Consider the following 14,072-nt stretch of genomic DNA (forward strand, 5'->3'; position numbering starts at 1 on the left):
GACCCTGCCGTGGAAAACTGAAAAGGTGCCCTGACAAGCCGCAGCCACGGCAGTTCCCGTAACCGCCCCCTGCCCCAGGAAAATCCCCTGTGGCCCCGGCCCCGCTTCTGTGATAATGAATGATGCAGTTGTAAAATATTGATGTTACGACGCCTCCAGGCAGGCTTTCGGGGGCCGGTATGAATGTTTTTGGAGTGATATGATGAAACAATGGGTTTTTGTAGTGGTCCTTCTCGTTCTGGCAACCGCCTGTGCTCGCCCTCCCCAGTATGTTCCCAGCAAAAAACCGGCCCGGTTCAGCTATGAATCCGGCGTGGACGGCCAAATCAGCACCCTCTCCACCCAAGTGGCCAAGCAGCTCACCCGGCGACGCATCCGTCGCGTGGCCGTCAAGGAGTTTACCCGCATCGACGGCAAGCGCAAGCAGCTGGAAAAGTACCTGGAAATGGAAGTGTCGGACAAGTTGTTCAAAACCGGCTACTTCACGGTGGTACGCAGCGAAATGCTGGACGCCACCGGCGAGGACAGCATCCTGGGCCTCGTTGAGAGCGCGGTGACCAAAAACTCCGATATCAAGGAAGAGGATGCCCGCAAGGTGGGCCGCGCCCTGAACATCGACGCCATCGTGGTGGGACACACCGTGGTGCTGGGCAGCGCGGTGAAGCTCTCCATCCAGCTCATCTCCACCAGCACGGGCAGTGTCTTCGGGTCGGCCTCGGCCATGATCGCCAAAGACCGGAATATCCGGACCCTCCTCGATGAAAAAGCCGCCGGCAAGGCGGCCTCCCTGGGGCGAAACGGAGAGTACGGCGACTTCATCAACACCGGGGAAAACCAGTACCATGAGCTGGTCCCCGACCTCTACACCCTCTACGTCAAGCAGGTCAACGACCAGATGGACCTCTTTGCCGAGACCGGCCCCACGGTGGAGGTCTTCCTTAACGACGAGTACAAGGTGCTGGGCCTCGACGAGATGGTCACCTTCACCCTGGACGAAAAGACCTATGTCCTGACCCTGCGGAAAATCTCGGGTCGAAATGCGGTCTTCAGCTTTGCCAAGCTGCGAAACGCCTCCGACGACGAGGAGGCCCAGGCCCCGCCGGAGCCTTAATCTTCAGGGGACCCGGGTGCCGAGCCGGGGTCCCCGCCTGCAAAGAGCTTGGGGTTGTTCCAGTGGCGGGTTTTGTCCCTGGCACTTTTTTTGGCCAGGTTCTTCGCAAGGGCTTCGGGCAAATCCACCCCGGTCTGGTTGGCAATGCAGACCAGCACGAACATGAGATCGGCCAGCTCGTCCCCCAGGTCCGGGGCGGGCTCCTCCCGCTTAAAGCTCTGGTCGCCGTAGACCCGTGTCATGATCCGGGCCACCTCACCGGCCTCTTCCAAAAGGATGCCCAGGTTGGTGAGCTCGGAAAAATACCGCACCCCCACCTCCTTCACCCAGAGGTCCACCATGTTCTGATACTCGCGTATGCCTGTATCGTCTTTCATGCCATGCTCCCTTTCGCGTATCTGATTTGACACAGTAAAAAAACGGGGCCTCCAGCGGGTCGCTTTTTGAAAAAAGCTCCGCAAAAACGTTCCAGTTGTATCCCCTTCTGGCGCCCAGCCCCGCTGGGGCTGGGCGCCAGAAGGGGATACCTAATCGTTTCATAGAGAACCTTCAGGTTAACAGCTACTTACAAATATGCCGGAACCATCCTCAGAACCTGTTTGTCAAACTTTTCAAAAGTTTGGCCCCCGGCAGGGCCGCCGGAGGCATAAGCGGAATAGGTACCTTAAGTTTTTGTGCAAACCATCACCTGTTTCAGGACGGCTCCTCAATACCACGGTGCGTTGCAAAGGGGGAACCCTTTTGGTAGAGTCGGCATGACCGGGCGCCGCGCCCCACGGGGGGCCCGTCCCTTTATCAACCTTATTTATATTCCAGGCATCTACGGCCCGGAACCCCGTACCCAAGGGATACACGAACCATGAGCAACCGAGTTGAACTCCTCGCACCGGCGGGAAATCCGGAAAAACTGGAGATCGCCGTTCACTACGGCGCCGATGCCGTCTACCTGGCGGGCAAGGCCTTTTCCCTCAGGAACTTTTCAGGGAACTTCACCTTAGAGGAGATGGCGGCGGGTATCCGCCACGCCCACGCCCACGGCGTCAAGGTCTACGTGGCCTGCAACGTCTATGCACGCAACGACGAGCTCGGTGCCATGCGCGAGTACCTCACCGCCCTTGCCGAGGTGAAACCCGACGCCCTCATCGTGGCCGACCCGGCCATCTTTGCCGCGGCCCGGGAGCTCGCCCCCGGCATTGATCTCCACATCAGCACCCAGGCCAACACCACCAACCAGGACACGGCCCGCTTCTGGAAATCTTTGGGCGCCAGCCGCATCAACGTGGCCCGGGAGCTGCCCCTCACCGACATCAAGGGGGTGGCGGACAACGGCGGCCTGGAGGTGGAGGCCTTCGTCCACGGGGCCATGTGCATCTCCTATTCCGGCCGCTGCCTTCTCTCCAGTTACCTCACCAACCGGGACAGCAACCGGGGCCAGTGCAGCCATCCCTGCCGGTGGAAGTACTCCGTGGTGGAGGAGATGCGCCCCGGCCACTACCACCCGGTTCAGGAAGACGAGCGGGGCTCTTACATCTTCAACTCCAAAGATCTCTGCATGATCGATCACATCCCTGCCCTCATCGGCGCAGGCATCGATTCCCTGAAAATCGAAGGGCGCATGAAGGGCATCAACTACCTCGCCTCGGTGGTGAAGACCTACCGGGAGGCCATCGACGCCTACTACGAGGACCCGACGCACTACGAGACCCGGCCCGAGTGGCTCGAAGAGCTCTCCCGCATCAACAGCCGGGAGTACTCCACCGGTTTTTACTTCGGCTACGAAGGGGACGCCGCCCCCAACTACGAGGACTCCCGACCCGGGACCATCCACCGCTTTGCCGGTAAGATCACGGCCGTGGACGGCTCCCGCGTCACCCTCCACGTGCGGAACAAAATCACCGAAGGCCAGGTGGTTGAGGTCCTCACCCGGAAAGGCCCTGCCCGCCCCGACACCATCGCCGCCTTCACAGCCCTTGACGGGCAGCCCCAGGAGCTGGCCCAGCCCAACACCCGCGTCACCGTCACCCTGAGCGGTCACTACGCCCCCAACGACCTCATCCGCATCGCCGAAGAGAGCACCTACGGCCACGCACCCGGCGCCTCCCGCCTCCCGAAAAGCGGTATCGCCCCGGAATAACAAAAACAGCCTGTTTCAGGAGAGTTGCAACCTCCTGACAGGCTGTGATACTATGAAAACATAGATCCCGGTCCCCCACACCTATCCCGGCCATCCCCTTTTTTGCTGAGTCCGCCTTTTTCGCGAAATCCGCATCAGCGCCCCTTTCCGCCTTGCCCGGGACCCCCCGCCCGACCCTACCCGTTCGCCATGACAGAGGTGACCCATGAACAACAAAGTAGTCTTTGTGGATGACGAAAAACCCATTCTGGACTCCATCACCCGTGCCTTTCGAAACGAGCCCTACAAAATATATGCCTTTGACGATCCGTCCACGGCCCTCGAAGAGATCCACGTCATCAAACCGGCCGTGGTGATCTCCGACCGCATGATGCCCGCCATGGACGGATCGGAGTTCCTGGAAAAAATCCGCATCCGCTGGCCCTCGGTGGTGCGCATCATGCTCACCGGCCACTCCGATATCGACGCCACCATCACCGTCATCAACAAGGGGCACATCTTCCGGTTCATCAACAAGCCCTGGAGCAAGGCAGAACTCAAGATGTCGGTGAAAAACGGGGTCGACCACTTCAACCTGGCCATGGAAAACAAGCAGATGTCCCAGGTCATCAAGCAGAAAAACGAGGCCCTGCTGGCCCTCAACAACGAGATGGAGGGCCGCCTGAGATCCTGCCTCTCCGACGTGGAGGAGACCGGGAAACAGTACAGGGAACTCAACCGCCGCCTTCAGGAAACCCTTACGGCCATCATCACGGATATCGAACAGGCCAAGGGCAGCTGAAAAGGGGGAACCCATGGCTGAGATCCACGACGAAGAGAAAAAAATCGTCATCAAGATCGTCTACTACGGGCCGGCCCTCTCCGGGAAGACCACCAACCTCATCCAGCTCCACGAGCTCATCCGACCGGGCCAGTGCGGAGACCTCATGAGCCTGGAGACCCGGGGCGATCGCACCCTTTTTTTCGACATGCTCCCCATCCTCGCCCGCACCGACGGGGAATACCGGGTCAAGATCAAGCTCTTTACCGTGCCGGGGCAGGTGGCCCATGACGCCACGCGCAAAGCGGTCCTCTCCCGGGCCGACGGCGTGGTGTTCGTGGCCGACTCCCAGGTGGCGCAGTCCGTCAACAATTTTCAGAGCTTTGAAAACCTGGAAAAAAACGCCGGGCGCATCGGCCTGGACTTTGAGCGCCTTCCCCTGGTGATTCAGTTCAACAAGCGGGACCTGCCCGAGATCCTCGCCACGGAGGAGGTCCTCTCCCGATGGGGGCCGGCAGGGCTTCCCGTCACCTTTTCCACCGCCCTCACCGGAGAAGGCGTACGCACCACCTTTGAGACCATTCTCTCGGCCACCTACCGGAAGCTGGATGACGCACACGGCCTCGAAGGCCGTTACCGCATCATGGAGGAGAACCTGCTCTCGATCCTTCCGCCCTGCCCCGAGTCCATGAGCCATTGACCCCAAGCCAAGGAGCCTTCCCGCCCATGGAGAGTCCCCATGAGACCATCATCCCCTTTGACCGGGAATACACCCTGAAGGACCTGCTCCCCACGGAGCTGGTCCTCGGCTGGGCCCGTGCGGCCCCCCGCCTGGGGGTGGCCCACCTCTCCGTGGTCATGGCCGACGGCACCTCCCTGGCCCCCGAGCCCTCCGAAAAAGAGGTGACCCGGGCCATCGGCGACCTCCTGGCCGCCCACCGGCCGGAGACCCGCACCCTTGGCAAGACCCATAAAGGATGGGTGATCCTCACCCCCCTGGTGCACGAACTGGAAATCCTGGGTTCCCTGGCCCTGGGCTACAACCCCGACGGCAACGCCCCCACCGAGGCCCTGGACGCCGCAGGCACCCTCCTGGGCACAGCCATCACCCAGATCCTGAAAAGCGGCTGCGGCCTGGCCATGGCCTCCCAGGTCCACGGGGAGGTGGTGGAAGAGACCTTTGCCGTGTTAAAGGAAAAAGCCACCCAGCTTGCCAAATCCGAAAAAAAATACCGGCTCCTGGCCACCAGCCTGGACCGGGAGGTCAAGCGAAAGGCCGAGGAAATCCACCAGGCCCAGGAACGCCTCATGCAACAGGAAAAAATGGCCTCCATCGGCCAGCTCGCCGCAGGGGTGGCCCACGAAATCAACAACCCCATGGGGTTCATCACCAGCAACATCAACAGCCTCGAAGAGTATGCCGGGGAACTTATCCGGTTCGTCACCCTCCAGCGCGACCTCATCGGCGGGGCCCAGCGGGCGGGCCTTCTCGCCGGGGAAAACGAAGCCCGTCTCCTGAAAGAACTCCAACACGTTGACGAAGGCGCCGACATCGACTTCATCCTCAAGGACATCCCCCCGCTGCTCAGTGAATCCATCGACGGGGCGGAGCGCATCCGCAAAATCGTTCAGGACCTCAAAGATTTTGCCCACCCCGGCGAAGAGAAACTCTCCCTGGCCGACCTCAACGCCAACCTGGACAAAAGCATCAACATCGTGGGCAGCGAGCTCAAATACAAGGCCACCCTGAAAAAAAACTACCGGGACCTGCCCCCGGTACAGTGCTACCCCCGGCAGCTTGACCAGGTCTTTGTCAACCTTCTGGTCAACGCCGCCCAGGCCATCACGGACAAGGGTACCATCACCGTCTCCACCTGCCACGACAGCACCCATGCCATCGTGGCCATTGCCGACACCGGTACCGGCATCCCAAAAGGCATGCTGAAAAAAATCTTCGACCCCTTCTACACCACCAAGCCCGTGGGCAAAGGCACCGGCCTGGGCCTGAACGTGGTCTACAACATCGTCAAACGTCACCGGGGTTCCATCAGCGTCAAAAGCGAGGAGGGCAGGGGAACCACCTTTACCCTGCGCCTCCCCCTGCACCGAGCCCCCCCCGCCGAGGAGCAGGAGCCATGAGCCGACTCGCCTCCCTCTTCCTGGGCAAAGAGCCCCCGGCCCCGGAGGAGCCAACCCAGGAGTCCCGCCCCTACGCCATCCTCTTTGTGGATGACGAAGCCGGTGTGCTGTCGGCCATGCAGCGGATCTTCCGCAAAGAGAACTACCGGATCGTCACCGCCTCCTCCGGCGAGGAGGCCCTGGAGTGCCTCAGCCGGGAGGAAATACACGTCATCATCACCGATCACCGCATGCCCGGGATCACCGGGGCGGACCTGTTGCGCCGCATCAAACGGGAGCATCCCCAGACCATCCGCATCATGCTCACCGGCCATGCCGATGTGGGGGCCATCATGGGGGCGGTGAACGAAGGGGCCGTCTACAAGTTCATCACCAAGCCCTGGAACGACGAAGACCTGCGCATCACCGTGGGCCTGGCCCTGGAACAATACGACCTCATCCGGGAGAACCGGGCCCTGAAAAAAAGCCAGGTCTCCCAGACAAAAAAAATCAACCAGATGAGCCGCTTCATCAACACCCACCGCAGCCAGGTGGGCTCCATCCTGATGAAGCAGAACCTCCTTCGGAAAAACGACCTTGAAAAGGCCCGGGAAATCCAGGCAAAAAAAAACCAGCCCATGCCCCAGGTACTCATGGAGATGGAACTGGTGGACGAGGGCACTATCCTCAACGCCATCCAGCGGGAGATGGGCATCAACCGCGTCTACCCCGCGGAGTTCAGTACCCCGGAGGCCCTGGTGGCCCTGATCCCCCGGGAGATCTGCACAACCAACCTGCTGGTCCCCCTGAAACGGACGGAAACCGGGCTCATGATCGCCATGAACGACCCCAGCGAGTACCTGAAGATCGAGGATCTCCAGTTCATCACCGGCCTGCGTGTGGAGCCGGTCATCGCCACCCGCAAGGAGATCCTGAAGAAAATCGAAGAGCTGTACGGGGATGATGAGACAAGCCTGGACGAGCTCACCGTGCTGGAGCTGGAAGACCCCACCGAATCCATTGAGATCATCCTGGACGAAGAGGACGAGGAAGCCGACCTCAAAGAGCTCCTCATCGCCAAGGACCAGCCCCCGGCCATCCGCATCGTCAACGCCATCATCTCCGATGCCCTGCGCCACGCGGCCTCGGATGTGCACATCGAGCCGAAAACCAAGTACGTCATGGTGCGCTACCGGGTGGACGGCCTGCTCCACGACAAGATCCACGTGCCCATCACCATGCACCCGGCCATCGTCTCCCGCATCAAGGTGATGGCCGAGCTGGACATCTCCGAACGACGACGCCCCCAGGACGGCCGGATTACCGTGAAGACCCCCTCGAAAATGGTGGACATCCGGCTTTCCTGCCTGCCCACCATCAACGGGGAAAAGGTGGTCTTCCGCATCCTGGACCGCAACGCCTCCATCAAAAGCGTGAAGGACTTAGGGCTCACCAACGATGAAAAGGAGATGGTCACCCGCCTCATCAACCGCCCCCAGGGATGCATCCTCACCACGGGCCCCACGGGCAGCGGCAAGACCAGCACCCTCTACTCCCTCATGCAGGAAAACGCCTCCATCACCAAAAACTACACCACCATCGAAGACCCCGTGGAGTACTTCATGTCCATGGCCGAGCAGGTCATGGTCAAGGAGAAGATCGGCCTGAACTTTCCCATCGTCCTGCGGGCCATTTTAAGGCAGGACCCCAACGTCATCATGCTGGGAGAGATCCGGGACTTTGAAACCGCCGAGGTGGCCTTCCACGCCGCCCTCACCGGCCACACCGTCCTGAGCACCCTCCACACCAACGGCAGCATCCCCACCATCACCCGCCTGCGGGACATGGGCATCCAGCCCTACGTCATCGGCGAGGCCTTGAGCGGGATCATCGCCCAGAGGCTGGTGCGCCGCATCTGCGATAACTGCAAGGAAGACGAGACCCTCACCCCGGACGTCATCGATGCCCTGGGCATCAATCCCAACGGGGGAACGTTTCCCGCCTTCCGCGGCAAGGGGTGCGACCGGTGCAACAACACCGGGTACAGAGGGCGCACGGGCCTGTTTGAAATCCTCACCGTCACCCATGAGATCAAACAGCTCATCAACACCGCGGCCTCGGAGTCCGAACTCACCCGGGCCGCCCGCTGGGCCGGCATGAAACCCCTGGTCGAAGACGGGTGGACCAAAATCAACCAGGGAATCACCACCGCCGAGGAGGTGCTTCGGGTCCTGGGCCCCCAGAACACCCTGGAGGTCAAGTGCCCCCACTGCAGCGCCAACTTACGGGAGCGCCACCGCTACTGCCCCTTCTGCTCAGGCCGGATCCTTCTCCAGTGCATCAACTGCGGCTGCTACCTGGAGCCGGACTGGAACTCCTGCCCGGACTGCGCCACCCGTGTGGCCGACGTCTAAAGGCTCGACCAAAAAGTCATGACACCCCTGCAATATCAGTCGCCTGAGCGATGATGCCCCTCACCCATTGCCTGCCCCTTCCCTTCCCAGGCGCCCCGCCGGTTCGTACTCCACCCGATTGCGCCCATTCCGCTTGGCCCGATACAGAGCATCATCCGCCCGGGTGATGGAGGCCTTGATGTCCTCGGACGGGGTGTACTTGGTCACCCCCACGGAGATGGTCACCCGAAAATCCGCCGGGAGGCCCTCGTAGGAGAGCCCTTCGGTGAGGGCCCTCACCCGTTCGGCGCACTGCATGGCCTCGCTGACCCCGGAATTCGTAAGGATAAGGATAAACTCCTCCCCCCCGTACCGCGCGATGTGGTCGATGTCCCGCAGGTTTTTCTGGATGGCCTGGGCCACGGTCCGCAACACGGTGTTGCCCGCCTCATGGCCGAAGGTGTCGTTGACCCGCTTGAAATGGTCCAGATCAAAGATGCAGATGGAAAAGGGATGGACCCCGCGGTCGCCCAAGGCCTTCTCACGCTCCAGGATCTGGAACATCTGGCGGCGGTTGAACACCTGGGTGAGGTCGTCGTGGATGGCCAGCTTCTCAATGGTGGCCATGGCCCGGGCCACCTTCTCCCTCAGGCTGGTGATGTAGCCCCCCACCAGGGAAAACCAGGGCAGCACCACCATGAGGATGAGCAGGTTCATCACCTCCAACCGGGTGTTGAACCCCGACGGGTCCTGCCGGTGGAGGAAAAAAAGCACCGCCGCGTAGCTGCCGATGGCAAAGGCGGAAAGGAAGAGGAACTGCCGCACCTTGAGCCGGAACAGCCCGTAGACAAACACCACAAGGTAGAGAAGAAGCAACCCGCCCCGGGCCTCCCCCGAATAGTAGACTCCCACCATGACCCAGAAGGTCCCCATCCCCATTTGAAACAGGGTGAGGCTCGGGTCCTTGAACCACCGGTTCAAGCCGCTCAAAAACACCGCCAGCAAGGCGATGTTGCAGAGAGTCACCAGAAAAGCGCACCGCCACAAAACGGGCCAGGGTATCTCCGAGAGCCCCATGTAGCGAACATAGGCAAACAGCCCCAACCACATGAGGTACGTGGTTGCGGCCATGGCAAACCGCTTGATCCGAAGCCCCTGATTGAATGTCGTCCCGGACATACCTGTCACCCCACTCCTTGCGTTACCGGCCAGACGCATGGGAGGCTGATGCCGCCCTCACCGTGCGCACGTATCATTGCCACGGGCCCGGTCCTCTGTGGCCCGTGCTGTTTACCCCCACCGCCCTTACTGGCGCCTTACTCACCTTGCCGCCGGAGGCATCGCTTTTGAATGTTTTATTGGTGTGCCGTCCCTTAGATGCGAACCCTGAAAAAAAGGGCATAAAGGGCCGGCACCATGCCCAGGGTGATCACCGTGGCAAAAACCAACCCGAAGATAATGGAGACCGCCATGGGCTCAAAAAGGGGACCGCCCCCCACCCAGAGCGGAATGAGCCCGCCCACGGTGGTCAGGGTGGTGAGCAAAATGGGACGAAGCCGCCGCTGGGCAGCCACCACCACCGCGTCACCGGGCTCCAGCCCGTTTTCCTCGATCTCAATACGGATGCGATCAAGCAGCACGTTGGCGTTGTTGATCACAATGCCGGAGAGGGCCACCACCCCCAGAAGCGTCATGAACCCGAAATAGGACCGCGCCACCAAAAGGCCCACGGTGACCCCGATGAGCCCCAGCGGCACGATGCACAGAAGCAGGAGCGTCCGCCGCAGGGAGTTGAACTGGAGGACCAGCAGCAGCATGATCAGCATGCCGGCAAAGGGCAGTTCGTCGGCGATGGCCTGGTTGGCCTTGGCCGACTTTTCCGCCTCCCCGGCCACCTCGTAGCGATACCCCAGGCCCCAGTCCCCGCTCTGCTCCGCCAGCCAGGCCGAGACCTTTTCGTTGATGGCCAGGGCGTTGAACCCCTCGTACAGATCGGCGTACACCTCCACGGTCCTGAGGCGGTCCCTGCGGATGATCTTGCCGTTCTGCCAGTCCGTGTCCATGCTGGCCACCTGGCTCAAGGGAACCGACTGGCCCGTGGCCAGGCTGTAAATGCGCAGCCCCTCCAGTTTTTCGATATCGTTTCGATCCTCGGCCACGGAGCGCACCACAATGGGAATGAGGTCGTCCTCCTCCCGGTACTGCCCCACCTGGACCCCGCTTAAGGTCCCCTGAAGGGAGAGGGCGATGTCCCGGCTGGTGATGCCCGCACGCCGGGCCCGCTCCTGATCCACCCGCACCACCAGCTTGCGGGTGCGGCGCCCCCAGTCGTCCCCCACCTCCCGGACACCCGGCTCCTCGCGAAGGTGCTCTTTGAGCCCGTCCACCAGCTTGAACAACGCGCCATCCTTCTTGCCGGAGATCCGCACCGCCACCGGATGGTTCACCGGTGGCCCCACGGAGAGACGGGACACCTTGGCCCGCACCTCGGGGAGCTCGGCATCGCAGAAATCCTGGAGCCGGGTCACCACCTCGGCCACGGCCTCAAAGGAGGTGGTGTTGATCAGCAGGTAGGAAAAGCTGCTCTCCGGAGGATCCGGCCGGTAGGAGAGGATAAATCGCGGGGCCCCCTCGCCGACGAAACTCCCCCAGTTCACCACCCCTTCTCCCCCCTCTTCCGCCATGAGGTTCTCCCGGATAAAGCCTTCCACCCGTTTTACCATGGCCTCGGTGTGGGCGATGTCCGACCCCGGGGGCGTCTCCACGGTGGCGGTGATGATGCGGCGATCCGAATCGGGCATGAACCGCTTGGGCACGTACCGGAACCCCACCATGGCGATGACAAAGGCAAGACACATGGCCGCCACAAACAGCCGCCGATGGCGAAGCACCCCCATGAGGGCCCGTCGGTACCGCGTGTAAAACGGTGAATTGTACGCGGACTCCTTCTCCTGCCCCTTCACGCGCAGAAACCGGACACAAAACAGGGGGATCATGGTAAGGGCCAGCACCCAGGAGCTGAGCAGGGTCAGGGTCACCACCTTGAACAGGGGCGCGGTGTACTCCCCGGTGGACGATTTGGCCATGTAAATGGGCAGGAAGGCAAAGGAGGTGGTCAAGGAGGCCGTAAGCAGGGGGCGGGCAAGCTCCCTGGCGGAAGTGACCGCCGCTTCGGCGACGCTTTGCCCCTCACGCACCTGGGTCATGATGGACTCACTCATGACAATGGCGTTGTCCACCAGGATCCCCAGGGAGATCAGAAGGGCCGTCAGGGAGACCTGGTCGATGCCGATACCGAAAAAACCCATCAGCATAAAGGCCATCAGGATGGTCACGGGGATGAGGCTGGCCACGAGCAGGCCCGTCCGCAATCCCAGGCTCACCAGCATCACCAGACAAACAATGGCGATGCTCTGCATGAGGTTGGAGAGAAAATCACTGACGCTCCGGTGCACCCGCTCGGGCTGGCGGGCCAGGAAATGGAACGCCACGCCAATGGGGTAGAGGCCTTCCAGCCGTGTTTTAAAGGCTGTCACCTCCTTGCCCAGGGCGATGATATCCCCCCCTTCGGACATGGACACCGCAAGGGCCAGGGCCGGGGCCCCGTTAAAACGCATGAGGGTCGACGGCGGGTCCTGATAGCCCCGGGTCACGGCCACCAGGTCCTTTAAGTAGACCACCTCCTTGCGGCCCGGCACCGAGATCACCGTGTCCAGGATCTCGGCCACGGCCTCAAAATTCCCCGTGGGTTCCAGGTTGATGCGCTCCTGCCCCGACTCCAGGGCTCCCCCGGGGGTAATGATATTGCGCTGGGAGAGCACCTGCTGCAGCATGAGGGGGGAGATGCCGTACCGGGCCAGGCGCGCCGAGTTGAACTCCAGGAACACCTGCTCCTCCTGGACCCCGATAATCTCCACCTTGGCAACGTTGTCGATGCGAAGCAGCTCGTCTCGCACCTCGTCGGCCACCTCCTTGAGCTCCCGGTAGGTATACCCCTCCCCGGTGAGGGCAAGGACCTGGCCGAAGACATCCCCGAAGTCGTCGTTGACAAAGGGACCGATGACCCCTTCGGGGAGCCGGGGGGTTTCCCGGTCCACCTTGCGCCGAAGCTCGTCCCAGAGGGGGCGCATGTTTTTGTAGGACTCGTCGATGTTCACATAGATGATGGAGATCCCGGGCCGGGATTCGCTCTCCACATAGTCAAGCTCAGAGATCTCCTGGATGGCCTTCTCCAGACGATCGGTGACCAGCTGCTCCACCCGCTCCGGGCTGGCCCCGGGAAAGTAGGTAGTCACCATGGCCACTCGGATGATGTACCCGGGATCCTCGTCCTGGGGCAGGCGGTGCAGGGTCACCCAGCCCCCCAGGACCACCATGAGAATCATCACCAGAGTCACCCGGTTCATGCGAATCGCCGCTTCCGTGATGTGCATCATGGGGCCTCCTGGACTTTAAGCAGCACCCGCATCCCCTCACTCAGGCGGCTCATGCCGGCCGTCACCACCCACTCGTCCCCGGTGAGCCCGGAAAAAATCTCAAGGCCCCGCCCGGTGAGGGCCCCCACGGCCACGGGAAGGCGCCGGATGGTCGCGGTTCCCTCCCCGTCGGGCTCCGCAGCATAAAGAAAGGGCCCGGACGCGTCCTGCCCCACCACATGGGACGGCACAAGGAAGCGCTCCCCCCTGCGCCCCGGGAAACGAAAGGTCACCTCCGCGGCCATGCCGGGCAGCACCTGCCTGACCTCGTCCACAAGGCGCAGGGTCACGGGGTAGGTGGCGGCAAAGCCGGTGGCCGCCGTGCCCACCTCATACACCACGGCAGGAAACGGCCTCTCCCCCATGGCGGCAAACCGCACCGCCACCCGCTGGCCCCCCCGGATGCCCGAGATCATCACCTCGGGTATGTCCACATGGACCTCCACCCGGCGCCCCGACGCAAGGATGGCAACGGGCACCCCGGCCCCGGTGTTTTCGTTCTCATCGGCCAGGACCATGGTGACGGACCCGGCCACCGGAGAGACCAGGCGGGTGTACCCCAGCTGGCGATTTGCCAGGTCCCTTTTCTTCTCGATGGAGGTCACCTGGGCCGTGGACGACTCCCAGGCCGCACGGGCCCGATCCAGGTCGCTTTTGGAGATGTTGTCGTTTTCCCAGAGCCGCCGGGCCCGCTCATAGGACAAAGAGGCGTTTCTCGCCTGGGCCCTGGCCTGGTCCAGGCCCGCTTCGGCCTCCTGGACCCGCAACCGGTAGTCACGGTCGTCCAGGGCCGCCACAAGGGCCCCCTCATCCAGGAAATCCCCCACCTTCACCGGGATCTCTTTCAGGGTACCGGGCACCTTGAAACTGAGCCTGGACTCCACCGAGGCCAGGGCATACCCGGAAAACACCCGGGAGACCTCCGGGGCCACCCGCACAACCTTCTGCACGCGCACCGGCCTCAGGTGCACCTCCTCGCCCGCCCTGCCACCGGAACAACCAACGACTCCCAGTGCCAGGAGGCTTGCTCCCAGAATCACCCCTCCCCATACCCGACCGCCCATACCCTCTCCTTATGCGA

10 protein-coding genes are annotated in these 14,072 nt (G+C 62.1%); 6 read left to right on the top strand and 4 right to left on the bottom strand.

The genetic code is table 11. The annotated features are described in order from the left end of the window. Window positions 1–199 precede the first annotated feature (199 nt). Window positions 200–1,111, top strand: coding sequence for a hypothetical protein (locus tag BLQ12_RS19970; RefSeq protein ID WP_139164049.1), 912 nt, complete (start codon window positions 200–202; stop codon window positions 1,109–1,111). Here the strand turns inward: BLQ12_RS19970 and BLQ12_RS19975 are convergent. Then, window positions 1,108–1,488: a nucleotide pyrophosphohydrolase gene (locus tag BLQ12_RS19975; RefSeq protein WP_092213403.1), complete on the bottom strand. Its 381-nt coding sequence runs from the start codon at window positions 1,486–1,488 to the stop codon at window positions 1,108–1,110. The genes BLQ12_RS19970 and BLQ12_RS19975 overlap by 4 nt on opposite strands. 482 nt (window positions 1,489–1,970) lie before the next feature. Here BLQ12_RS19975 and BLQ12_RS19980 point away from each other — a divergent pair, with 482 nt between their 5' ends. From BLQ12_RS19980 to BLQ12_RS20000, 5 genes are all read left to right on the top strand, one after another. After that, window positions 1,971–3,245 (top strand): peptidase U32 family protein, encoded by a 1,275-nt coding sequence (locus tag BLQ12_RS19980; protein WP_092213405.1) that lies wholly within the window; start codon window positions 1,971–1,973, stop codon window positions 3,243–3,245. 205 nt (window positions 3,246–3,450) lie between these two features. Continuing rightward, window positions 3,451–4,026, top strand: a complete 576-nt coding sequence (locus tag BLQ12_RS19985; protein WP_092213407.1) for a response regulator — start codon at window positions 3,451–3,453, stop codon at window positions 4,024–4,026. Window positions 4,027–4,039: 13 nt separating this feature from the next. After that, complete coding sequence (locus BLQ12_RS19990) at window positions 4,040–4,705, top strand: GTP-binding protein (RefSeq protein ID WP_092213409.1); 666 nt, start codon at window positions 4,040–4,042, stop codon at window positions 4,703–4,705. Window positions 4,706–4,731: 26 nt separating this feature from the next. After that, the gene (locus BLQ12_RS19995; RefSeq protein WP_092213411.1) at window positions 4,732–6,144 is read left to right on the top strand and encodes an ATP-binding protein; all 1,413 of its coding nucleotides are present in this window, start codon (window positions 4,732–4,734) and stop codon (window positions 6,142–6,144) included. Then, window positions 6,141–8,537 (top strand): ATPase, T2SS/T4P/T4SS family, encoded by a 2,397-nt coding sequence (locus BLQ12_RS20000; protein ID WP_092213413.1) that lies wholly within the window; start codon window positions 6,141–6,143, stop codon window positions 8,535–8,537. Before BLQ12_RS19995 ends, BLQ12_RS20000 begins: the two co-directional genes overlap by 4 nt. A gap of 60 nt (window positions 8,538–8,597) precedes the next feature. On the opposite strand, the gene BLQ12_RS20005 is transcribed toward BLQ12_RS20000, so the two are convergent. The 3 genes from BLQ12_RS20005 to BLQ12_RS20015 form a co-directional block, all read right to left on the bottom strand. After that, window positions 8,598–9,695, bottom strand: a complete 1,098-nt coding sequence (locus BLQ12_RS20005) for a GGDEF domain-containing protein (protein ID WP_175469961.1) — start codon at window positions 9,693–9,695, stop codon at window positions 8,598–8,600. A gap of 194 nt (window positions 9,696–9,889) precedes the next feature. Further along, complete coding sequence (locus BLQ12_RS20010) at window positions 9,890–12,952, bottom strand: efflux RND transporter permease subunit (protein WP_217640363.1); 3,063 nt, start codon at window positions 12,950–12,952, stop codon at window positions 9,890–9,892. After that, the gene (locus BLQ12_RS20015; protein WP_092213417.1) at window positions 12,949–14,055 is read right to left on the bottom strand and encodes an efflux RND transporter periplasmic adaptor subunit; all 1,107 of its coding nucleotides are present in this window, start codon (window positions 14,053–14,055) and stop codon (window positions 12,949–12,951) included. The genes BLQ12_RS20010 and BLQ12_RS20015 overlap by 4 nt, the downstream gene beginning before the upstream one ends. Window positions 14,056–14,072: the final 17 nt, after the last annotated feature.

The sequence above is a fragment of the Desulfoluna spongiiphila genome, from assembly GCF_900101345.1.
Taxonomy (GTDB): Bacteria; Desulfobacterota; Desulfobacteria; order Desulfobacterales; family Desulfolunaceae; genus Desulfoluna; species Desulfoluna spongiiphila.